Origin of the sequence: Vibrio sp. Vb0304 (assembly GCF_033338995.1) — a bacterium.
Lineage (GTDB): Bacteria > Pseudomonadota > Gammaproteobacteria > Enterobacterales > Vibrionaceae > Vibrio > Vibrio alginolyticus.
Window position 1 is genome coordinate 63,490 of sequence record NZ_JAWOTT010000011.1, and the last position, 23,354, is coordinate 86,843.

Here is a 23,354-nt window from a genome sequence, read left to right on the forward strand (position 1 = left end):
TACCATCAATATTAATTGAGAATGTAAAAGCTGAGTCAATAGTTGAAAATTTGCCTAAAAGTCAGGTTGATACGTTCATCTTTGGTTTTCGCGGTTTTTGGTACGCAGTGCTTCCAGTGATGCTGGAGCTCGCCAGCCATAATCAGTAAGGAGCCGTGAGAAAGCTCATATTCAATCTCAGTTTTACAATGTAAATTTCTAAGCAAAAATCGACGTGTTTCACCTAAGTTCAAAGATGCGATAACAGGGTTTCTACCTAACTCTGGTTCATTATCTTGGTGCCAGCCCATTGAGTCTTGCCCGTGTCGATATAAGTTAGCGAGAACAGAATTAAAAGTGACATCAGCAACTGATTCACAACGCACTTTGAGCTGAGTTAACTCAGGAGTCCAAGGGTGAGGCTGCATGGTTAAGCCTGAGTAAGTATATGCTGCATCACCGTGCCACGCTTGTAAGCGAGGTTGAAGTACTGACTTGCCGAACATAGTAATGTGTTCTTGGTGCCATGGCAGTGTCTTTCGAAGTTGGTCAAAGTAATTATCCGCCTCAAGATGGCTAAGAAAATGAGGATCATAATAAAGTTTTCCTCTTTCTACTTCTTGCCATAGATCGCCGCCAAATAAATCGCCTTGTTGATGCATCATCTCACACCTAAAACATAAAAGTTGTCAATCACTGTTACCTTTCTGATTATGATTGGTTATTCTTGTGATAATAAGAATTTTAACAATAAATAAAAAATCTCGTAGTTGTATACGAGTTGTGGGGAGAAAATGCGTTATTTACCCAGAAAGCGATGCTATTTTGCATTGTTCTTCCTCACCTTTTTCGCTTTGTGTATTGGGGTTATTGAGCTGTTAAATCGAAACCAGCAAGAGCTTCACAAAGAGCGAGTTCAAGTTGAGGCCAAAGAACAACTTTCCATTCTCCGTTCCAATTTGGAAGCGGTACTTATGGCGGATATCTACAAAGCCAGTACTTTAGCGACACTCATTACTTTACTTCCTAAAAACCAAGAAGAAGAATTGAGTATCGCCGCTCACCGAATCCTAAATAAAAGTAAACATATTACAATCATCGGTATCGCGAAAAATGATGTAATTAGTCACGTATTTCCACGCCAAGGTAATGAGCGCCTAATCGGCCTTGATTACCGCGCAGTGCCACAGCAGTGGGTACAGGTGCAAAAAGCCAAGGATGTACAAGAAATTTTCATCGCAGGGCCCGTTACATTGATCCAAGGTGGCCGAGGTTTGATCGTGCGTGTGCCTGTTTTTCTTGATCCTCCAATGAATCAGGACTACTGGGGAGTGATCAGTGCGGTGATTGATTTCGATGCTCTGATGAGAGAAACCGGCGTAATTGATTTCTCGTATCGTTACCCTTTAATGATCCGTGGTTACGATAGCGGTGGCTCATTTGGTGATGCTTTCTTTGGCGCGCAAAGTGTAAATAGCATGGTATATGCAAAAGAGATGGTTCATTTTCCTTATGGTGGGTGGAGTATGGTGGTTTTCTCTGGAGGCAAAGCTGATCGCCAAATCTCTTGGCATCAGTTGCATTTAGCTAGAGTAATCGGCTATCCCATTATATTCGCACTTAGCCTCGCGCTGTTCGCCATTTATCGACTGTATACCATTGCAGATGACAGAGCTTTACACGATGAACTCACGAATTTACCAAACCGTCGCTATTTTATGAAGTTTTACAAGCAGCAGTTCGAAATAGCGAAACGTTATAAAAAGCGTTATAGCTTCGCCTTAATTAATATTGACCTAGATAGGTTTAAACACATTAACGATACCTATGGTCACGACGCAGGTGACAAAGTTTTAATCGCTACGGCTGAAAGGGTAAAAAGCTCTCTGCGTAAATCAGACATCGTGGCCAGAATGGGCGGTGATGAGTTTTTAGTTGTAGTCCATCACCCTGGAACGGAAGAAAATGTTCAGTCCCTTCTACAAAAACTTCGATTAGCGCTATGCTCGACGCCCGTCATTTACGATGAAACGCTTATCTATTTGAAAGCCAGTATTGGGTACGCGATATTTGACCCGCAAATGTCATCTCCTGAGCAAATGATGAAAATAGCCGATGAGAGAATGTATCAACAAAAGCATGGCGGATGAGCCTGAACCCAGTTTCAATAAGGGGTTAGAGGAATGGTAAAGTTGGGATCCCGAAATCTCATCATCATTGAGGTGCAAGAATATGTGACTTCATATGTTCACAGACACTTTGCTGAGAGAGTCGTTATTAGCAGTGCATTTAGTGGCATATTTGCATAATGTTGCATTTTGCAAATGCAGTTTGCGAAATTAATGGTTAATAAAGCAACGATATGCATCTGGATCTACTAAAAAACGGCTTTTTTAAAGTTGGCACGCATCGTGCTTTACTTAGAGTGACCCTTATTAAGCCGAGGGTCACCTAGCCAACTGACGTTGTTAGTGAATACAAATTGTTCACAAGTATATACCGCCAATCACGTTTATTGTGATTGGCGTTTTTTCTTTCTAAAGCCCGATGATATCCACATCGTTGCCCGTCTCATCAGCTTCTTCGCACTTGCTGTAACAACTAGGTTGTCTTGGACAAACCGCCCCTCTGGAGCAGATTAACCTTGCTTGGGTTTGAATCCCGCGCTCTATCCAGTTGATGTTTAATATCTTAGCGATAGTCGTTAAGTCTTTTTTGATGTGGGGAGGAATAACACTACTTCCGCCGGAAGCGACACAAAGGGACTTAAGTTCTTCCGCTATGGAAACGGCATCGCCACCTTGTGCAGAAATGGCAGGGTTAAGATCAATACCGGCACATAGCACGCGATTATTCCCCGCAGGATCAAATACGTTGACCGATTCGCAGCAGTAGATACGTGGCTCGTCGCCAACATTTAAAATCGAAATTTGCGCTGAACTTGTATCCAAAGGCTGGGAAAGGCGTCGGAATACCGCCCAGTGCTGGCAAGGGTCGTTCACTTTGCGCATGTTACCCCAAGGCAATGGAATACCGTTTCCTCGATACACTGCTTTTAACTTGCCAGGGCCATAGGCATCAAAATAGTGCCAATGAGGGTAAGGCGAGACCACCGTCATGCGACGCATTGCAACGGAAGGAGAAACGCCGGCCTTTTTGTGAACATCAATTTCGTAACCGGAGCGGTCAAGCAACTGACGAAATGGTACTTTGGGGCAAAGCAAGGCACCAGCAAAAAAGCTGGACTCAAAATCACGCCAAGCTTGCAGGATATCTTGCGAATTGAGTTCAGAGTTCGACACAGGGCTGTCCATTTGCTCCCAATTGTTTTGATGCCCGATAGATAAAACGTTATTCATTGCATCGCTGCTATGGAGCACTCGATGGCCGATATATACCGCCAAGTCATACTTCAATCGGGTTGGATAGTCACGCATTCGTTTATTGAGATAAATAGTCCCAGGTGGCTCCATGAAAGACGTAATCAACTGTTTGGCGCTGACGCCCAGTTCATCAATCACATCTTGTGGCGCTCGATCTACCCAGCGGATATCCAATCCCATACTCTTTGCAATGTCTACGAGATCTTCTACAGATAGATTCAGCCGCTTCAAGCCGACCTCTTCGGCGGCGCGCTCTAAATCAGGAAAATGGTTTTGATGGTTTTCTTGGTGTGCACGGATCAGTAAGTGGGCGAATTGACGCCCCGTGATACCTGTTTGGGAGAGCATTTCTGGTATCGCGATTTGAAGAATATCATTGGAGAACAGGAAGCTCGGCTCCAGCGCCATGCCACTAATCCCACCACGATTCCCTTTGTTGGGTGTGATGGCTTCTAATTCGGGTTCATCATCTAAAAACCACGCAGGATCTTTTTGAAAAACTTCCGCGATCACTTCGAGCATATCGATACTCGGTACGCGTTTTCCGCGCTCAATCATCGAAAGGTAAGAAACCGAAGGAGCGTACTCTGGATTAATTCTTACACAACGGGCAGATAAATCCTCCATCGTTAAATGGTTGTTTTTTCTTAGATTACGAATTTTCGTACCAAGAAAATGAGACTGACGAATAAGGCTTTTTGACACAGACATTTTGTAAAATTCACATTGTAAAATTTTTGTTGTGAAATTGTAGTCAATATTTCGCTAGTCTACATAATGAGCAGGCAAGGAAATTAACCATCCACTTCACAGAATTGCCTGAAACTTAAATAAAGGATTTAAGTTTTTACTCTAGGACGAGTTTTTAAGTGCGAGGATATGACGATGAATATGCTGAACTTCGATAAAAAAGAGATGCAACAACAACAACGCCCATTTATCGCTGAAGCCGTATTTGCCGTCGAAGCGGTAAGTGCCGAGCAGCAGAGTGAGAAACAAGTAAAAGCGAAGCAACTGCTTGACCGCATGTTCCCATTGGAGAACGGGTCGCACCAAGACGTATCAAGTTACGTAATTGATTATCGCCATGTATTGGCTTACTTCAAAGACGGTACGCATAGCGGCCTGAAAAGTCCGAAACATTTTGTGGCGTACACTGGTGAAAAGGAAGATCCAAAGTCGATTTTGTTTAAAGATGATTCGGGCAATCATGTAGAAGTGCTGTTTGGCTGTCACAAAGGCACTGGTTGCGTGGAATTAGTGGACATTGACGATATTCAATTGGAAACTCGCACGACGTTTCATCCTGAACTAACTGGCAATGCACCAACCGCGATGCGCCATTGGATAAGCCTAATCAAAGGCGACAAAAAAGGTAAGCCGATGGCATGCAGTGAAGATAAAGAATATACCGCAAAAAATGGTGACGACTACATTCTAAGTTATTGTTACAGCGTCGATTAAGATACTCATGATTGGATACAAAAACCCCGCACTTTACAGCGCGGGGTTTTCTTTTTCATCATAAAAGTCGTTTTCGCTTAGCCAGTTTATTTAAATTGGCATCACGCGGTTACGACCGAGTTGTTTTGCTTCATAAAGCTGTTTATCGGCTTTATTGATTAAGGCTTCAGGCGTATCACCAGGCTCAAACTCTGCTACCCCAAAAGAAGCGGTAATGCTGTGAACTTGTGTGCCTGAGCGCTTATCTCTGATACGCAGTTTTTCTATCATCCGGCGTAGTGTGTCTGCATATTGGCGAGCAATTCGCAGAGATTTGTTAGGTACAATTAACGCGAATTCTTCACCACCAAAACGGTACGCACATATCCCATCTCGACAACTTTGTTGTAGCCGGCGGGCAATGGCTTTTAATACTGTATCGCCAAAAAGGTGCCCGTAATTGTCGTTAAATGATTTGAAATGATCGATATCAAGCATGATCAAGGTCATTGCCTGATTTGATGCAATAAGTGAAGAGAGATCTTTGTCAAATGCTCGGCGGTTGTATAGGTTTGACAAACCATCGAACAACGCATCTTGCTGTACTTCAGCCAGTTGGTTTTTGAGGCGAGAAATTTCTTCACTCGCGTTAGTCAATTGGCTATTCAAAAACTTTGTTGAGTGACGAATTTCGTGTGACTCTGCGACAAGTTGACGAATCACTACCATCACTTCTTCAATGCTTAGGCTATTGTCCTCAACTTTTTCCAGTTTATTAAAGCTTTTGTCTACCATCTCAGAAAAGGAGGAAGTATCTGAAATTGTATCGCTCATTGAACTGGATACTTCATGTAGCAGAACTTCTACATTGGTTCTAAGATCTTCAAGGCTGGTTTCTGCTTTGCTGGCCACATAGTTGTTGTAAAGCTGTTTATTGGTTGCTGGCGGGCAAATACCGTAGTTTTCTAACACCGTGTCTAACTCAAAGTTGAGTTCTGGAATGGTCTTGTCAACGTAGGTATACCAAAGCGCGTAGTTGGCTGGCGTGGCAGCAACATGGTTTTTGATCATCAGTGGGACCGCTTTTTTTAAATTAGCGGTTGATTTCTTAAACTCGTCGGTCATTTCTGCGATGGTACTAGCAAAATGGGATTGGGCTTAGATTAACGGATATTAACTAATGTCGCTTTAATTTTTATCACTTTTGCATGGTTTATATAGAAAATGAGTGATTAAGATCGTGATCAATACCGTTGGATTCAAATTTTATAAAATATCAGTATGAAACATGTACAGGCATTTGGTGGTATTGCGTGTTTTGAGATATCCAGCAAATGGATTCCGTGTGAACGTTAGTAACCTAATGATCGTCAAACTCTCGTTTTCGTATAAAAGCAAGTAAATCAAAAGGCTTAACGTCAGGGTCTCCGTGAAAAGAACTCGTAGACGAAGAATTAACATCTGAGGGTGCGAATTGAAAAAGAAAATAGGACTTTATTGGTTCACGAACGACTTGCGATTGCACGACAACCCACTGTTGAAAAGCGCCAGTGTAGAAATGGACGAGTTAATTTGCTTGTATTGCTACCCTTCAATGACGCCTTACTTGCATCACTTTGCGCAGGAAGCCTCTTTCGGGCGCGCGAAATTGCAGTTTCTCGACTCATCGCTTAGTGAACTCAATCAATCTTTGAATCACCTTGGTCAGCGATTATGGGCGGTTGAACTAACGCCCGATCAAGCAATCAAGTATGCTGTTAATCGCTTCGGCGTCACACATATATATGCTGACGCCTTTCCCGGTTCGGATGAGCAACAAGCGTTAGATCGCGCAGTTGAAGGCGCGTCTCATGTAAAAATAAAACAGCAAGCAATCCGGACCCTGTTAAGGGAAGAACAACTGCCATTTGACTTGAGCAATCTGCCTACCACTTTCACGCAGTTTAGAAAGCAAGTTGAAGGTTTAGACATCTCTCGGCCCCACGAGAGTATCCGTTCGTTACCTCCAATTCCTTTAGGTGTGAATCTTCCTTCCGTTACTGCATATTACTTTGACGCAAAAGCTGCGTTTCATGGTGGAGAAAGCCGCGGGCTTGAACATTGTCGCCAGTATTTTGCTTCCACACTAGCCAGTGAATACAAACAAACACGCAACGGTTTAGATGGCATGGATTCCTCCACCAAGTTCTCTCCTTGGTTAGCTCATGGGTGCGTTTCTCCGAAAACTATTTATGCCATGTTGAAACGTTATGAAGCGGAGAATGGTGCAAATGATTCAACCTACTGGATTTACTTCGAACTGCTTTGGCGTGAATACTTTTATTGGTATGCCCGTCGACACAAGCGACAGCTCTTCCGATTCGGTGGCATCCAAAATCGAGCACCACTCACCAGCTTTTACGCGCACCGTTTTCAACAATGGAAGAAAGGTGAAACGCCATTTCCTATCGTCAATGCGTGTATGCACCAACTTAATGAAACGGGTTATATGTCGAATCGTGGCAGACAGTTAGTTGCCAGTTGTTTGGTGCATGAGCTTGGCCTCGATTGGCGTTATGGCGCGGCGTACTTTGAGTCACAACTGGTCGATTACGATGTGGCATCAAACTGGGGAAATTGGCAATACTTAGCAGGCGTTGGTGCTGATCCGCGTGGTTCACGACAATTCAACCTCGAAAAGCAAACCGAAATGTACGACCCGCACATGGAGTTCATCGATAGGTGGCAAGGTCGTTGTCCTGGCGCGCATTTGGATAGTGTAGACATGGTCGATTGGCCGATTGTGATGGGCAGCAGTGACAAAGCTTCGTCATCGGAGAAACCGTAATGCAATTTGAAACCGTACGATTGATCTTGGGCGATCAACTTAACAGTGAGCACTCTTGGTTTCAGCAACCGGATGAGCAAGTGCTTTACCTGATTGCGGAGCTCAAGCAAGAGAATACTTACGTCACGCATCATATTCAGAAAGTGTGTGCGTTCTTTTCCGCAATGGAACAGTTTGCGAAAGAGCGTCAGAGTGAAGGTCACCAAGTTCTGCACCTCACGTTGGATGACACACAATCCTTCGACGATCTTGAGCAAGTCTTGCAACACTACGCGAGTGAAGTTGGTGCAAGTAAGTTTGAATATCAACGCCCGGATGAATACCGTCTTCTGGAGCAGTTAGCCAAACTAAAGCTTGATGGGGTCGTGACGCGTTGTGTCGACTCGGAACATTTTTTGTTGCCGTTTGAGGAAATAGAATCGCAGTTTCCTCAAGGTAAACACATCATGATGGAGCACTTTTACCGCCGTATGCGCAAGCGCTTCGACATCTTGATGCAAGACGGAAAGCCCGTCGGCGGAAAATGGAATTACGATGCCAATAATCGTAACAAGCTCAAAGCCAAAGACATTGAACAACTGCCACAACCTTTGATGTTCAGTACTGACATCCACGGCATTATTGAGCGGCTGGCACGACATGACATCAAAACCATCGGAAATCTCGAAGGGGACTTGTTGTGGCCGATTAATCGCGCGCAAAGCCTCTCTTTACTCGCGCATTTCTGCCAAGTCTGTCTGCCGTTATTCGGACGTTTTCAAGATGCCATGACAGGCCAGCACGACGCTAAGTGGAGCTTGTATCACAGCCGAATTTCATTCTCGCTTAACAGCAAATTACTGCACCCGAGAGAAGTCATTGATGCTTCACTCAAGGCATTTCATTCCAACGCGGACATCGACATTTCTCAAGTTGAAGGGTTTATTCGCCAAATCTTAGGATGGCGAGAGTACATTCGAGGGGTCTATTGGGCGAACATGCCTCATTACCCGAAAAACAACGAATTGGGCGCAGAAAGAAAGCTGCCAGATTTCTTCTGGAATGGTGAAACTAAAATGGCTTGTATGCGCAATGCGATTGGGCAGTCCCTCGATTACGCCTACGCACACCACATCCAACGATTGATGGTCACTGGTAACTTTTGCTTGCTAACCGAGATCGACCCAGATCAAGTGGATGAGTGGTATCTCGGTATCTATGTTGATGCGATTGAATGGGTCGAAATGCCGAACACACGTGGCATGGCATTGTTTGCGGATGGCGGCATTGTTGGCACCAAACCTTACGCGGCGAGTGGTTCTTACATCAACAAAATGAGCGACTACTGTAAGGGTTGCCATTACGACAATAAGGCGAGGAGTGGGGAAGGATCGTGTCCGTTTAACAGCCTTTATTGGCGCTTTATGAACAAACACGACAAGCGCCTCGCAGCCAATCCACGAATCGGGATGATTTTCCGCTCTTGGGACAACATGGAAGAACAGCAACGCCAAGCGATTCTTGATACCGCAGAGCACTACATAGAAAACGTGGAGAACTTGTGATGGAAATACTCATCGTCGGTGGCAATGGTGGAATTGGTTTGGCGATGGTTCAAGAAGCCGCAGCTCGGTTCCCTCAAGCGCGCGTGCATGCCACTTATCGTAAGCAGCAACCAGATTGGCAACACCCAAATGTCGTTTGGCATCAAGTGGATGTATCGCAAGACGAGCAGGTAAAAGCGTTCAGTGAGCAGATTGAACACGTCGATTGGTTGGTGAACTGTGTTGGTATGTTGCACACCCAAGAGAAAGGTCCTGAGAAGAATCTTAGCTCGCTCGACGCAGACTTCTTTCAGCAAACCATCACGGTCAATACTTTGCCAAGTTTACTGTTGGCAAAATACTTCACGCCCAAGCTAAAATGCAGTACTGCACCTAAGTTTGCGACCATTTCAGCCAAAGTTGGCAGCATTAGCGATAATCAGTTAGGTGGTTGGTACAGCTATCGAGCATCGAAAGCCGCATTAAACATGTTCCTCAAAACCATGTCGATCGAATGGCAAAGAATGGTCAAACATGGCACGGTGCTGTCACTTCACCCAGGTACTACAGACACCGCTTTGTCGGCACCTTTTCAAACCAATGTGCCAGAGGGAAAGCTGTTCACACCAGAGCGAGTCGCAAAGGATTTATTAGGCTTGATAGAAAAAGCAACCCCGCAAGATAGCGGGGCGTTTTGGGCTTATGATGGGACGTTATTACCTTGGTAAGAGAACGCGTACAAACGTTAATACAAATGAAATAACATACTCCAGAGAGGGTCGGAGTGACCTACGTTTTCGTTGATTTATTTCTTCGGCAACGCTCAGAACAATAAACGATTTCCTCCCAATTTCGCGCCCACTTCTTTCTCCAAGAAAATGGGCGCTGACAGACCGGACAGACTTTCATGGGAAGGTTGGATTTAAAACCTTTCATCGCGCTGAATGTTCACTCCTAATTTGGTTAAAACTACTTATCAAATAGGTACAGGTAATCGCCGTAGCCTAAACTCGCCATCTTGTTCACAGGTACAAATTTCATCGCAGCAGAGTTCATACAATAGCGTAATCCCGTCGGCTTCGGACCATCTTTAAACACATGACCTAGGTGTGAATCACCAAACTTACTGCGGATCTCCGTTCTAGGGTAGAGCAGTTTATAATCGGTTTTCTCCACGATGTAACCCGGGTTAATTGGTCGAGTAAAGCTTGGCCAACCTGTGCCAGATTTGTATTTATCAGTAGAAGAAAATAGCGGTTCACCGGTCACAATATCCACATAAATTCCCGCTTCTTTGTTGTCCCAGTATTCATTATCAAACGGACGCTCCGTGCCTTCTTCTTGCGTCACGTAATACTGTAGCTCTGTTAAGTTTGATTTGATTTCAGACTGAGCAGGTTTACTGTACGCTTTCACTTTCGAAAGCAGCTTTTTTTCTTCAATCAACTGTCGAAGTGTTTTAGGACTTTCTTTTCGATCTTCACCAAATACTTCGTCGAGATATTTATCGCGACCTGATGCGTAGCGGTAGTATTTGTACTTCAAGCTACTCTTCTTGTAGTAATCCTGATGGTACGACTCCGCAGGGTAAAACTTTTCAAACTCGATCAGCTCTGTTTTCAACGGTTTTGGATAGATCATCGCCTTGTCGATTTCCATCATAAACTGCTTAGCAATCTGCTTTTGCTCCGCATTATGGTAGAAGATCGCTGGACGGTATTGAGGACCACGGTCAACAAATGAACCTTTATCGTCGGTAGGGTCGATATGACGGAAGAAGTAGTCCAGCACTTGCTCGTAGTTCACGACAGCAGGATCGTACTTCACCTCAATCACTTCAATATGACCAGATTTACCAGAAGAGACTTGGCGGTAAGTCGGGTTTTCAATATGACCACCTGAATAACCTGATACAACATCGATTACGCCGGGCAGTTGCTCTAAATCCGATTCTGTACACCAGAAACAACCGCCAGCTAGCGTTGCGATTCTTGTATTCTCTGAAGCCTTCAGCTTATCCATCGTATCGGCGGTACCTGTTTTACTCAATAGTAGAAACAAGACTGGAAGTGCGAAGGAGAAACCGGCCAATAACTTAGACATATTCTTCATAGCTACCTCATCGTTATTTTTGTAGAAAGTGTTACTTAAATAAAAAGTGTTACGTATAGAGAAAGGTAACCGAGCGAAAAAATTACAGTAATGTTGAAAATTCCGTTGCCCTTTTATGCGATAGAGCTAAAGTATCGACAAGAAACATACCGCTAGTAAGGGCAACGATGCCTTGAATGAGCGATGCTAAATGAGGTAAATCATGCAAGCTGAAGTTAAATGGATAGAAGATTTTAAATTCCTTGGGCAATCTCAGTCGGGCCACTCCGTAGTGATGGATGGCAATGGTGGTGCAACCGCACCAAGCCCAATGGAAATGGTACTAATGGCTGCTGGTGGCTGTAGCTCTGTCGATGTTGTTGATGGTTTGAAAACAGCAGGCCAAAAGGTTTCGTCAGTTAATGCCAAGCTAACCACAGAGCGTCGTGAAACCGCACCGCGTATCTTTACGCAAGTGAATATCCACTTTGAAGTGTCAGGTGACGAGCTTGACCCAGAAGTCGTAGCAAAAGTGGCGGCTGACTCGCTAGAAAAATACTGCTCGGTTTGCTTAATGCTAGGCGAAGGTGTTGAGATGACCCACAGTTGGGAAATTGTGTAAGTTGACAGACTCCACAAAATATAAAAACAGGAAAGAGAAAAGTCCGGGCTTTTCTCTTTTTTTATTTCGCAGTTCACGTACCTTGTGAAGAATCTGAAAGCAGTAATTGCAGGTTGTAGGAGTCTTCCAGTGACAGAACTAGAAAAAATGATGTCTGGCCAGGTCTTTGATGGCATGGACAAAGAAATTGACGCCATTAGAAGCCATGCTCTTCAAGCACTTAGAGCACTTAATAATAACACCGACGAAAGTCAGCGCGACGAATTGCAAAAGCAGCTATTTGGCAAGGTAGGCCGTTGTATTGTCCAGTCCCCTTTTCATTGTGAATTTGGTAAGACCATCGAAATAGGTGAAGAAACCTTTATCAACATGAACGTGGTCATGCTCGATGGTGCCAAAATTACCATCGGGAACCACGTGCTCATTGGACCGAGCGTGCAATTTTATACCGCTTCTCATTCTGTTGATTACCGCAGTCGCCGACGTTGGGAAACGTTTTGTAAACCCATCACGATTGAAGATGATGTGTGGATTGGCGGTAACTCCGTTATTAACCAAGGTGTAACAGTTGGCGCTCGCTCGGTGATTGCAGCGAACTCGGTAGTCAACCATGATGTGCCGCCAGATTGTCTATACGGAGGCACGCCAGCTAAGTTGATTCGTCGTCTCAACGAAGAAGAGTAAGAATCGATAGTGATGGCATGATGACTCGCTTTACAGGCGTAAGAGAATCATGCCAGCAGAAAGGGATAATTCATCAAGGAGTCTAAGATGTCGAACATGACAGAAGTCCTCATGTGCCCTACATGTGGGGTAGAAACGCATCATGTCGTGGTGTTAGTTAGAAAAAAAAGTGGCTTTGAAGGTGATAAAAATCGCAAAAAGAAAGAGTTCATCGCTGGCTTTATCAAAAGTGTTGTATTCGGCGCCTTCCTTGCCTCTATGGATGAATTTGAACGTCATTTGATCTGCGAAAACTGTGGTCATAAAACCATTCAATAGTAACTGATAGTTCTTCTTTCTCTGCATAAGTTCATAAGTGCGGTTTGAAGCACTGGTTATTCAAATCGCATCATCCTCTTTTAGTGCTTTTGCTCTTCTTGTGTTCCTCTCTCAAAAATGAGTCACATCAGTACGCATTTTAACCGCTTGGGTACAGATAACTCACTGCTATATATAATAAATTTTGGTGGGAAATACGTGTTTCAGCTCGATGTTTAAACTCTGTTCTATCGACACGTTTTGGGTCAGTAAACACTTAAATTTCGTTTGCTTTATGTTGTATGTAGCACAATTGTGTGAAATTGGTCACATTAACGTTTAATTTATAAAAAAATAATTAATGAATAGTAATTCACAAATATGCTGACCGTATGTGCTATTTAGTTTTGATTTATCTTTTGTGCATTCACTTGGTGAATGTTTTATTGTTTTTAGATTGACTAAAGGTTTGATTTTCTATTCAAACTTGTGAAAGGTTGAATCGATATATTAGAAAACATGAATTTGATCTTGTTTCTATCTTTTGTTTTAAATGCGAAATTCATTATTAACAACGGATGGTTTTGATGATTTCTCTTGTGTGTATCCCACCAATTTTAGAAATTGAAAATTAAACTTTCTCAATACAATAACGACTAAAATTAAACGGAATGATGTTCTTATATTTTTATTGTATTTTAACTTATACATTTTGACTCATTCATTTTAACTGTTTTTGTTGATTTTAAGTTGTTGATAATAATTGTCTTTTAACTTTTGTTTTAATGACGTTGCTTTGCTGCTTCTTTAATGTTGTGGTGTGTGGCTTTATTTATAAAAAGTCATTTTAAAGTACGTTTTTAAGCAAAGTAGAACGCGATAATACTCAGATAAATAGTATTAAAAAGTTAAATAAGGATTTAACCATAAGAGTAATTTTATGGTTGATAGGTTTATTGGGGTTGATTATCTGAATTTTTTTGGAATTTCATCCCAATAATCTGTTTGTCTTTAAGTTTATTCTAATAAACTTAATTCTCATGGAAGTTTCAAAACATGCAGCACACAACAAAGTGGATGATGACGCCGCTTGCAATGTTGTTGGGTACGCTGTTTTCAGCGCCATCATTCGCGGTGGAAACGAGTGTAATTGATAGCACTAGCACGCCTGAATCTACACAAAATGAAGGAGATACGTCCTGTATTGTTTGTAAGTTTAGTGGGGCCGTTTACCTATCTTACGATACAAACGTTTACGATAAAGACGACTACCGTTCTGTCCGCAATTTCTCGTGGGGAGGCGATCTCGTTTATTCCTTTTCGAGCGGCACAAAAGCCTATTTTTCTACGGGGGGCTATCGTGCCCTAGAAGATGAAGTCGGCACCTACGCGACAGATTCGGTGTTGGGCTTGCAATACACGAACCTATATCGCTTTGGAGATACAGGGAAAATCGGCGTTGCGGGTCAGCTCACCATTCCAACTTCAGAAACATCTCGTAAAGATGAACTGCACACCGCGGTTCGTTTAGATGTGCCGATCTCTTTTTCAGCTTGGAGCGTCGATTTTTCGGTTTCGCCAAGACTGAGAAAAAATTTCCACGAATATAAAACCATGGGGGGACGCTCGCTGACTGAGTGGACTTACTCATTGTTTGCTGTTGCGGAAAAGTCGTGGGAATCGTTCGCAGTGGGGATCACGGCGTTAGGTGGTAACAGCATCAGTTATCAAGGTACGCGCAGAAGCAGTTGGCAGTATGAAGGGGCGTTGTACGGCACATACGAGTTTGATGAAAGCTGGTCATTGGTACTCGCGGCGTCATCAACGGGTTTCTATCAAGATGCAGAGCGAGGCACCTTGGGCAACATCGATTTGTTGGACCAAGAGAAAGCGTCTTACATCGCGACAGTGACTTACTCCTTCTAGGAAAATAACAACAATTAAGGATATCCAAATAATGTTTAAAAAATTGACTCTGGTGTCAGCAATAACGGCCGCACTTGCAGGCTGTGGCGCAGATGATCAGGCGTATGACTATGTCGAAAGAGATGCAAAAGAAGTCGCAGTAAAAGAGCTTAAAGACGGTCGTTGGTTTTACGTTCCGACGACTGGTGCCGCGCCACGCTTTGCTCTGAACCAATTCCCATTCTTGCAAGGTTCACCTCGTTACGTTGAGCTTTGTTTTACCAAAGAAGGTCTGGAAGTTCGCAGTTACGATAAAAACTACCCAGACGCGCATCTAAGCAAAGATGCTAATAACTACTGCGGTGAAGAGAAATTTGTCGCAGACGACGACGGCGTTAACTTCGCGCAAGTGCTGACGATTCCGGGTGACTTTGCGGCGTATCGCTGTCAAGAAGACGCGCATGGTGATTGCACCAACAAAGAAGAAACCAACGAAGACGCAAGCCTAAACTACAAGAAGAAAACCCACTTCACTCCTCGTCCTGAAGATCTCGAAATTGCAGAATTCAATATGGAAGATCTGTATGGCATTACTGAGGGCATTGATGAAATTGGCGCACCACGATTGATCTCGTGGGACTTTGACCCTAAAAACGGTCTTCTCAATTTCGAACTAGAGCGCACGTTCCGTATCGATTTAGATAATATTTCCGACTACATCAACTTTGCAACGAAAGCGAGCTTGGATGAAGCGCTTGTGGATGGCGCGTTTAAATCTCGGTTCTACTATTCGTTAGTGCACGAAAGTGAAGTGGCAACCGAAGGTTACCAACCGATCTTGTACCCAGTGGGTGATGAGAACGACATTGGTTTCTTCACCACGTCGACGAAAAAGCTTAACCCAGTCACGAATAAATACGACCGTGATGTGGTTTACCTCAATCGTTTCAACCCAGATCAAGGCTCTATCAAATACTACTTGAGCGATAACTTTTTTGAAGAGAAGAACAAGTTGTTCTTGGATGCAACGCTGCAATCGATCGAAAAGATGAACCAAGCTCTGAATGTATTTGGGGCGGATGCAGGCAAGCCTGAAATCGAGATTGTGAACAAAACCAAAGCGGCTGGTATTCACCCAGGTGATCTGCGTTACAACGTGATTAACCTGATTGACGAGCCTTTAGCGAATGGTCTGCTTGGCTATGGCCCGTCGGTTTCTAACCCGATGACGGGGGAAATCATCAAAGCCCACGTGAACCAATACGCAGGTGTTGCAAGAACGGGTGTGCCTTTCTATTGGGATAACTTGGCACGTTTCTATAATCGTAATCAACTGGACTTAGATGGCTTAGAACCATTGCCAACCAGCAGCGAATCTGTGAAAACAGAAGTCGCGGATAGAATTGAAGCGCTTTCTACAATGGCGGCGATGGCGAGCCTGAAATCGGATGAAAACATTCATGCGCCGCTCGTTTCAAAAGAAGACATCGTTTCTGGAAAAGCAGCGACGAAGAGCCCAACTCAGCTAATGAAAAACTTCAATGATGACATGGAGTTTGAAAAGGTGGTTGAAGCTGAAGAGAACCGTTTGTCTTTCTGGGCAGAGAACAACGTCTATCCAATCGAAGCGTCGTGGGTTTCTTCAACCAACAAGGCCATGTTGGACAACTTGAAGTTGGATGACGAGCGTTACTTTGAGATCAAACTCGATGACGCCGGTCACGAAGTATCGCGTCAGCTTAAGCGTTGGAAATACCTGCCAAAAGAGTTGCAAGTGAAAGCAGCAGATGCGATTACGGTTGCGACTTACAGCAATACGCTTGTTCACGAGCTTGGTCATAACATGGGTCTGCGCCATAACTTTAAAGGCTCAAATGACAAAGCGAACTACTACACGCTCGAGCAAGCGTATCAACTTGGTTTGAACAACATTCCTGCTTACAGTTCGACAATGGACTACGCACCAAGCATGTTGGATGAAACGCCAACTTGGGGTCTGTACGATATTGCGGCGTTTAAGTTTGGTTACGGTCGTAAAGTCGAGACGATTCAAGGTTCTTCAGGTTCAGCTCCTGCGCCTATTGCGAAACCGGCAGACAGTGCGAGCGATGAAGACAAAGCGGCATACGCTCGTTACCTCGCTGATCAGCAAGCCTACCAACAAAGCTTTGCATACAAGTTTGGCAACAATCCAGACAACACATCGCTGATGGTGTGTTCTGAAGTGAAGGCACTAACGGGGAACGAGAAAGGCAAATCACTCTACAACTGTGACTTCAGCCGATTCGATACCGCCGCGTTGTCTGATGATCCAGAACTGAATGCGAAAACTCGTTATGGCGCACTTTACTACCTAGATAAAGTGAATGAAATTGAGCGTAAGTCTTACGATTTCTGTACCGATGGGAACGTTTCTCTAAACAGCGACTGTAACCGTTTTGACGAAGGTACAAACCTAGAAGAAATTGTTTCTTACGAGTGGCAGAACTATCTCGATAGCTATGATCGACGCAACTTGGAGTTATATGGGACGACGGGATTATTCTCGTCCGATTATCCTGGTTACTTAGTGCGTCGTTATATGGAAATGAGCGCTATCCGTGACAAGATGGAAGATCTTGAGCGCATCGATAACCTGTACACCAATCTGGGTTACACTTCGTCAACGGATAAGCCGGGTGATTTCTTATTGCGCATTGCTTCAAACCCTCAATACTGTAGCGAAGGCAAAGCCGATAACTCATGGTTCTGTGATTACGCGAATGGGGCGAAAAAATCCGCGGCGTTCTTCCTTGATATCTTGCGCACACCAGAGCATCAATGTGTGATAGAAAATGCGGCAGGCAACCAAAAAGTGATTTCTTTTGGTCAACTGTTAGACAACAACTCACACCAAATTCCGGCTGATTACGATCTTTCAACAGCCAGCTGTTTTGATGATTTGGCAGCACGCTTTATCGAAGATTCAGATGAGGGCTATATAGCTGTTGCGGAAACTGCGAATGGACGCTTCCTAAACTCAATTGGTAGCTTTGACCCGGATTACCCTTGGTCAAATGCGGTGTCTGTGTTGGGTAACTGGCCAGACAAAGCGCTTGCGAGCCACTTCTTAGCACGTCGATTCTCGAACCGTTTTACCGATGAGGTGAGCTTTGCATCGCTGCTTGATATCCCTGGGGTGCAAGCTGAATACGAAGACATCATGGGCAACGTCGTGGCAAATGATGCGTTAAATACGCCAGTTAAATTGGTGGGTAAAGACGGTAAGGAATACACCAATCTAAAAGGTGTTACCGTGAACCTACACATCACTGAGCAAATGGAGTCCCTACCACCAATGCCTCGTGGTATTGCAAGATTCCTTGATATTGGTGCAGAAGGCCGCGGACGTGTTGGCGATGTCATCTTGAGAATGGGTGTGCGCCAAATGAAGTCTTACGACTACACAGTGAAGACTCGTGGTCAATCTCAGTTTGATACGTTTACGAAGCAACAAGACCGCTACGGTATTATCGCGGGTGACAAGGTTGAGTTTGTTATCGACGGCGAGAAGTTTGTGGCAACAAAAGCAAACAAGCTGGCTTACGACTACGCAAATCAACTGGTGACGTCCAAAGGTTACGATCTAAAAACTTACCTAGATAGCTATGAGCCTGCAACACTAAACAAGGTCGCAGAGAGCATCGATAGTGCTTGGGGGCCATTCCGAACAGCGATTGTCCCAGCGTTCCACGATCCTGTATTGCTGCTGGATGCGCCAATGGTCAACGCAATGAAGCGAACCATTGATGCGGATATTGCGGCAGGTGTGCTGTCGTTTAGCCAGTCTTTCATCAACTTTACGACAGCGAATGTGACTTCGGGTGATTTGGTCATCGATGCAACTTCAGGCACATTGAGCTATAAAGGTGGTAAAGCGCACGATGAGCTGAAAGCGTTCGAAGCTTACACAGATGCGATGCTTTTGATTTACAACGATCACGCCGAAGACATGATGTTCGCGGTCGACAATATGTACGCAGGGTACATGGCGTCTTCAGATGCTGACAAAGAACTTTGGCTGAAAGATCTCAATATGATTCAAGCGTATTTGCGTGGTGATATCGGCGCTGTGGCTGGTGATTACTACAAGATGCTTGATCGCCTACCAACTGCAGTGAGTTTCCAGTAAATAACTCTTAATTCACTCATACAAAGGCCTGCAGCAATGCAGGCCTTTTTCGTCATAGGATTGATGGAATTTAGGAGTGAAAGATGATCTGTCTGTCTTCTGTCATCACAAGTGTCGCTTTGCTTTGTTCGATAAGTTGGGCAGCATAAGAAGGGGTAACGGCCTGCATATCACCTTTAGATCGAAGAGTTAAAGACTCCCACGCTTGATCTCGATATTTCCCTGCTTGGGTGTATTGAATCAGTACTTTCATAGCTTCACGCTCCGGTGTGGTTGACGTGCTACTTAAGTTAACGATCTTAGGTTGGTTGCGCATCCGTTAAAAATGAAACATTAGTTTAACCAAATGTGCCTTTCCAAATATCGCGCATTGAGCAGAGCAATTTGGAATCCTTGTGATGGAGGGATGAAAAATACTCAATCTTTCGATTCATACTGCGCAATATAATGTTTGAGAGATTTGGTTTCCGCACTCTGAAACTCTTCATCGTGCATACGCAGTGCTTGGATACGGTCGAGGCGGAACTGGCGATAGTCATCGCGCAATTCGCACCAGGCGACCAGCGTCCAGACTTTGCCCCAAAAGAACTGGCCTAACGGTTGGATTTTTCTCTCGGTCACCTGTCCGCTTTCATCTTGGTAATCCAAACTGACCTTAAACTGATGATCAATCGCGTGGCGCAGAAGCTGCCCTCGTTTGGCAGTCTCGGATTGGGTGTGATAATCGGGCACAATCAGCGGACAATCTTCCACTTGTTGTTTGAGCTTATCTGGCAATACCGAAAGTATTTTGGTGGACGCAGAGTGAGACGCTTCGGCGAGTTCGGCGTCCGACCAGGCTCGAACCATCCGCATACCCAGTTCAAGCGCCATCATCTCCTTTTCTGAGAACATCAAAGGTGGCAGATGAGAGCCTGCTTGCAACAGGTAGCCGACACCTGCTTCACCTTGAATCGGAACACCAGAACTGAGCAACGACTGAATATCGTGATAAATCGTACGTTCGCTGACTTCCATTCTTTCTGCGAGCTCTTTCGCTGTCACGGCGTAACGCTTTGCGCGCAAAAGCGTCAGTAGCTCAAACAGTCGTTCTGATTTGCTCATGATGTTCCTTATCTAGACCTACTGGTTGTTAGTAGTAGTGTGGCTGATTACTTCTCTAGCTCACTGCACATTTTTAAGTTGTGATGTATAAGCTCGAAGCTTTCGCAGTCAATCATTGATAACAGAGGCTGAAATTCAGCGGCTTGCTTGAGCTGTTTTCCCGCCTGTTTTGCATCGTCCATTGAACGCCAGTAAATGATGTCTGTCCACACATCGTCCGTCGCTTCGTGACTGAGTGAGCGATACAAAAAGCCCGGCAGATTCTTCACAAACGTTTGTGACTGTTTGGCAGCGGCGATCACGTCTTGCTCTGTTGTGCCTGCGGTTAGACGAAATTGCACAGTTTCGATAACGGTTTCCATATTGTGATTCCTTATTGGTTTTGGCGGATTGCCTATTGAGTTCCAAATAAGGTTACGCGGATGGAATGTCAGAACATGTCAGTAGTGAAATCTCACTCACTTATCATCAATATGGTTATTTTTCTGGGCTGTTGTAACGATCCCAGTAAGGTAAATCTGTGCCGAGTTTTTCGCTGATAAAATCGATAAAGGCTCTTACTTTCAACGGCATGTGCTTGCGCTCAGGAAAAACCGCATAAATGGCGTGTTCTGGTAGAGAATACTCTTCCATCACCGGTTTTAGATTTCCTGCGGCAAAGTCTCTTCCTGCAATAAATGTTGGCAGTTGCGCAATGCCCGAACCTCTTAACAGCAACTGGCGAATGGCTTCGCTGTTATTGACGATAAAGTTTCCTTTTGGAAGCACCTTGTATTCGCTGCCGTTGTTGATGAACATCCATTCGACGCCGCCACGGAAATAGGAGTAGCGCAGGCAGTTGTGACTGACTAAATCACTTGGTTTTTGTGGTGTTCCAAACTCCGCTAAGTAATCTGGCGAGGCACAAAGCACACTTTTACAAGGGGCGAGGCGTTTTGCGATTAGATTGGAAGAGGTGAGTTCACCAATACGGATCCCCAAATCAAAACCGTCTTTAACCAAATCGACCATTTTGTCTTCGAGGTTTAAATCCACTTCAATTTTCGGGTAACGAGCGAGAAACTCGCTGATCAAAGGCGCGATATGCAGCACACCGAAAGACATCGGCACGGTAATTTTGAGCCGACCTTGTGGAGAGCCTTGCAGTTCCGATACCGCGTCTACGCCTTGCTGGGCCAGATTGAGCGCTTGAGAAGCGTACTCAAAATAGCGTTCTCCCGCTTCGGTCAGGCTCAGCTTACGCGTAGTTCGGTTAAGGAGACGAATGCCCAAATCGTCTTCTAGTTGGTTGATGCGTTTGCTGATCGCCGATTTCGTCAGATTCAGCTGTTTGGCCGCAAGGGAAAAGCTGCCGCATTCGACAACAGCAACAAAAACGGGCAGGGAGGCAATCGCGTTCACATCAATCTCCTATTATCGTGAAGCATTTATTGTTGAGCACAAGGATACAATTAATTTCCAATTATAGAGATTATCTTCAAGAAGAAAACAATCTAGACTATGCACCAGTATTACGACCTTGATTTTGGGAAGAAGAAAATGAAGTACGATTGGATCCTGTTTGACGCTGACGAAACCTTATTCCACTTTGATGCTTTCAAAGGTTTGCAGCTTATGTTTTCTCGCAAAGGCGTAGATTTTACTGAACAAGATTTTGCTCATTACCAAACCGTAAACAAACCGCTTTGGGTGGATTACCAAGACGGCAAAGTAACGGCAGATGAGCTAAAACATAAGCGTTTTACCGAGTGGGCTGAGAAGCTGAATACCACAACAGCAGATCTCAATAGCGCATTTTTAGAAGCAATGGCCGATATTTGCAGCTTGTTGCCAGGTGCAAAAGAGCTGATGGAAGCGCTGCAAGGCAAAGCCAAAATGGGCATCATCACCAACGGTTTTACAGAGTTGCAAGCAATTCGCCTTGAGCGCACAGGGATGACTGAGTACTTCGATAAAGTGGTGATCTCTGAACAAGTGGGCGTAGCAAAACCGGACTTAGGTATTTTTGAATACGCGATGCAGCAAATGGGCAACCCATGCAAAACGCGCGTACTGATGGTGGGTGACAACCTGCATTCCGATATTCTGGGTGGTAATAATTTTGGTATTGAAACTTGCTGGTTAAATACCACAGGCGCAAGCGTCGATGAGCGTATCGCACCAAATTACACCGTTGAGTCTTTGAGTGAACTAAAGAACATTTTGGTGGCGTAACCGAATCGGGTATTATTCCGCAGTAACCCTCAGAAAAATCAAGGAATAATCATGTCAGACATCAAACAGCTAGACAGCAAAGTCGTTTACCAGAATAAGTGGATGACGGTGCGTGAGGACAAAATTTTACGTCCGAGCGGCGCAGAGGGCATCTATGGTGTGGTCGACAAACCTGATTGTGCTGCGATTCTGGCTATCGATAACGGGATGATTCACTTGGTTCAGCAGTACCGTTACACCGTAGGTCAACGTTGTTGGGAGATCCCACAAGGGGCGTGGGAATCAAACCCAGATGTGGATCATCTTGAGCTTGCCAAAGGCGAGCTGCGTGAAGAAACGGGCATGCAGGCGAGCGCTATGGCGTATGTCGGCGCGCAGTTTATCGCATACGGCTTTTTGAATCAGACATGTCACGTCTACTTCGCCACTGATTTAACGGACGTGGGCAATCAACTCGACAGTGAAGAAGAGGATTTGATCACTCGCGCTTTTTCGGTTGAGGAGTTCGAACAGATGATGATCGACGGCACGATCAAAGATTGTGTCACCATCGCCGCTTATGGTTTGGCGAAGCTGAAGAAATTCATTTAGTTATCCATGACGATTTTTAATGAAAACAGCGGCCTAGTGCCGCTGTTTTTAGTTTGGGTGAGTTCGTTGAGCCATCGCTTACTCGTCGATTTTCTTACCTAAGATTTCCACTTGCGCTTTTTTAGTCACCCCCGCGACTTGCAGCGCAGTGCTGCCAACCGATTCATAGTTCAACTCGATTTTGTCTAACTTCGCGTTATCTTTTGTTGGTAGGCTTAAGCTTCTTGATGACATGCCTTTAGTCAGAACACCTAAACTGTCGAACGTCTTTTCCTGACCATCTTTCATGATTACTTTAACGCTTTTCAGATCGACCGTACCTTGTGTACATTTGATTTTTATGTGGCTGAAACGAGCGTTAGCAAATGGTGACAGTGGATTGACTGTGTCGGTTTCCGATTTAAAACTGACGGTCTTATCTGCAATCTTGTCCCAATCGTTGTCTCCTGCAACCGATTGGAAAGAGGCTACAGCCGCTAAAAGACAGAGTGCGATGGTGTTGAACAGTTTCATAGCTTTT

22 protein-coding genes are annotated in these 23,354 nt (G+C 44.5%); 12 read left to right on the forward strand and 10 right to left on the reverse strand.

Annotated features, from left to right (window positions below; genetic code table 11):
* Positions 1-35: 35 nt before the first annotated feature.
* The gene (locus R7P35_RS14535) at positions 36-641 is read right to left on the reverse strand and encodes an alpha-ketoglutarate-dependent dioxygenase AlkB family protein (protein WP_005374161.1); all 606 of its coding nucleotides are present in this window, start codon (positions 639-641) and stop codon (positions 36-38) included.
* Positions 642-773: 132 nt separating this feature from the next.
* On the opposite strand from R7P35_RS14535, the gene R7P35_RS14540 reads away from it, so the two are divergent.
* Complete coding sequence (locus R7P35_RS14540) at positions 774-2,129, forward strand: diguanylate cyclase (protein ID WP_005374160.1); 1,356 nt, start codon at positions 774-776, stop codon at positions 2,127-2,129.
* A gap of 387 nt (positions 2,130-2,516) precedes the next feature.
* On the opposite strand, the gene R7P35_RS14545 is transcribed toward R7P35_RS14540, so the two are convergent.
* Entirely contained in the window at positions 2,517-4,073 is a 1,557-nt protein-coding gene (locus R7P35_RS14545) for a DUF3612 domain-containing protein (protein ID WP_171344279.1), read from the reverse strand.
* A 174-nt stretch (positions 4,074-4,247) separates the two neighbouring features.
* Between R7P35_RS14545 and R7P35_RS14550 the strand changes: the two genes are divergently transcribed.
* Positions 4,248-4,826 carry a malate synthase gene (locus R7P35_RS14550; protein WP_005374156.1) on the forward strand — a complete coding sequence of 193 codons (579 nt, stop codon included), beginning with the start codon at positions 4,248-4,250 and terminating at the stop codon, positions 4,824-4,826.
* 90 nt (positions 4,827-4,916) lie between these two features.
* On the opposite strand, the gene R7P35_RS14555 is transcribed toward R7P35_RS14550, so the two are convergent.
* Positions 4,917-5,930, reverse strand: coding sequence for a GGDEF domain-containing protein (locus R7P35_RS14555; protein WP_005374150.1), 1,014 nt, complete (start codon positions 5,928-5,930; stop codon positions 4,917-4,919).
* 349 nt (positions 5,931-6,279) lie between these two features.
* On the opposite strand from R7P35_RS14555, the gene R7P35_RS14560 reads away from it, so the two are divergent.
* The 3 genes from R7P35_RS14560 to R7P35_RS14570 are packed head-to-tail and all read left to right on the forward strand — an operon-like array spanning position 6,280 to position 9,883.
* A complete protein-coding gene (locus R7P35_RS14560) occupies positions 6,280-7,632 on the forward strand; it encodes a DASH family cryptochrome (protein WP_318092252.1) in 1,353 nt (450 codons plus the stop codon).
* A complete protein-coding gene (locus R7P35_RS14565) occupies positions 7,632-9,176 on the forward strand; it encodes a cryptochrome/photolyase family protein (protein ID WP_005374147.1) in 1,545 nt (514 codons plus the stop codon). The genes R7P35_RS14560 and R7P35_RS14565 overlap by 1 nt, the downstream gene beginning before the upstream one ends.
* The gene (locus R7P35_RS14570) at positions 9,176-9,883 is read left to right on the forward strand and encodes an SDR family oxidoreductase (protein ID WP_005374144.1); all 708 of its coding nucleotides are present in this window, start codon (positions 9,176-9,178) and stop codon (positions 9,881-9,883) included. The genes R7P35_RS14565 and R7P35_RS14570 overlap by 1 nt, the downstream gene beginning before the upstream one ends.
* Positions 9,884-9,944: 61 nt before the next feature.
* On the opposite strand, the gene R7P35_RS14575 is transcribed toward R7P35_RS14570, so the two are convergent.
* Positions 9,945-10,091 carry a DUF2256 domain-containing protein gene (locus R7P35_RS14575; protein WP_005374142.1) on the reverse strand — a complete coding sequence of 49 codons (147 nt, stop codon included), beginning with the start codon at positions 10,089-10,091 and terminating at the stop codon, positions 9,945-9,947.
* 33 nt (positions 10,092-10,124) lie between these two features.
* Positions 10,125-11,267 (reverse strand): peptide-methionine (R)-S-oxide reductase MsrB, encoded by a 1,143-nt coding sequence (gene msrB / locus R7P35_RS14580; RefSeq protein WP_005374134.1) that lies wholly within the window; start codon positions 11,265-11,267, stop codon positions 10,125-10,127.
* A gap of 202 nt (positions 11,268-11,469) precedes the next feature.
* Between msrB and R7P35_RS14585 the strand changes: the two genes are divergently transcribed.
* The 5 genes from R7P35_RS14585 (at position 11,470) to R7P35_RS14605 (ending at position 18,925) form a co-directional block, all read left to right on the forward strand.
* Positions 11,470-11,868 (forward strand): OsmC family protein, encoded by a 399-nt coding sequence (locus R7P35_RS14585; protein ID WP_005374132.1) that lies wholly within the window; start codon positions 11,470-11,472, stop codon positions 11,866-11,868.
* Positions 11,869-11,997: 129 nt separating this feature from the next.
* Positions 11,998-12,552, forward strand: coding sequence for a sugar O-acetyltransferase (locus R7P35_RS14590; protein ID WP_031780875.1), 555 nt, complete (start codon positions 11,998-12,000; stop codon positions 12,550-12,552).
* An 87-nt stretch (positions 12,553-12,639) separates the two neighbouring features.
* On the forward strand, positions 12,640-12,870 hold the full coding sequence (locus tag R7P35_RS14595; RefSeq protein WP_213904385.1) for a hypothetical protein: 231 nt from the start codon (positions 12,640-12,642) through the stop codon (positions 12,868-12,870).
* A 1,035-nt stretch (positions 12,871-13,905) separates the two neighbouring features.
* Positions 13,906-14,775: a hypothetical protein gene (locus R7P35_RS14600; protein WP_213904386.1), complete on the forward strand. Its 870-nt coding sequence runs from the start codon at positions 13,906-13,908 to the stop codon at positions 14,773-14,775.
* Between the two features lie 31 nt (positions 14,776-14,806).
* Positions 14,807-18,925 carry a M66 family metalloprotease gene (locus R7P35_RS14605; RefSeq protein ID WP_213904387.1) on the forward strand — a complete coding sequence of 1,373 codons (4,119 nt, stop codon included), beginning with the start codon at positions 14,807-14,809 and terminating at the stop codon, positions 18,923-18,925.
* 70 nt (positions 18,926-18,995) lie between these two features.
* On the opposite strand, the gene R7P35_RS14610 is transcribed toward R7P35_RS14605, so the two are convergent.
* The 4 genes from R7P35_RS14610 to R7P35_RS14625 form a co-directional block, all read right to left on the reverse strand.
* Positions 18,996-19,178 carry a hypothetical protein gene (locus R7P35_RS14610; RefSeq protein ID WP_042523437.1) on the reverse strand — a complete coding sequence of 61 codons (183 nt, stop codon included), beginning with the start codon at positions 19,176-19,178 and terminating at the stop codon, positions 18,996-18,998.
* Between the two features lie 164 nt (positions 19,179-19,342).
* Positions 19,343-20,029 (reverse strand): helix-turn-helix transcriptional regulator, encoded by a 687-nt coding sequence (locus tag R7P35_RS14615; protein ID WP_213904388.1) that lies wholly within the window; start codon positions 20,027-20,029, stop codon positions 19,343-19,345.
* 47 nt (positions 20,030-20,076) lie between these two features.
* A complete protein-coding gene (locus R7P35_RS14620; RefSeq protein ID WP_029795225.1) occupies positions 20,077-20,391 on the reverse strand; it encodes a hypothetical protein in 315 nt (104 codons plus the stop codon).
* A gap of 115 nt (positions 20,392-20,506) precedes the next feature.
* Positions 20,507-21,430, reverse strand: a complete 924-nt coding sequence (locus tag R7P35_RS14625) for a LysR family transcriptional regulator (protein WP_005384329.1) — start codon at positions 21,428-21,430, stop codon at positions 20,507-20,509.
* Positions 21,431-21,568: 138 nt separating this feature from the next.
* On the opposite strand from R7P35_RS14625, the gene yjjG reads away from it, so the two are divergent.
* On the forward strand, positions 21,569-22,243 hold the full coding sequence (gene yjjG / locus R7P35_RS14630; RefSeq protein WP_005374109.1) for a pyrimidine 5'-nucleotidase: 675 nt from the start codon (positions 21,569-21,571) through the stop codon (positions 22,241-22,243).
* 51 nt (positions 22,244-22,294) lie between these two features.
* Complete coding sequence (locus R7P35_RS14635; protein WP_213904389.1) at positions 22,295-22,834, forward strand: NUDIX domain-containing protein; 540 nt, start codon at positions 22,295-22,297, stop codon at positions 22,832-22,834.
* 78 nt (positions 22,835-22,912) lie between these two features.
* Here R7P35_RS14635 and R7P35_RS14640 read toward each other — a convergent pair whose 3' ends face one another.
* A complete protein-coding gene (locus R7P35_RS14640) occupies positions 22,913-23,347 on the reverse strand; it encodes a hypothetical protein (protein WP_005480927.1) in 435 nt (144 codons plus the stop codon).
* Positions 23,348-23,354 lie beyond the last annotated feature (7 nt).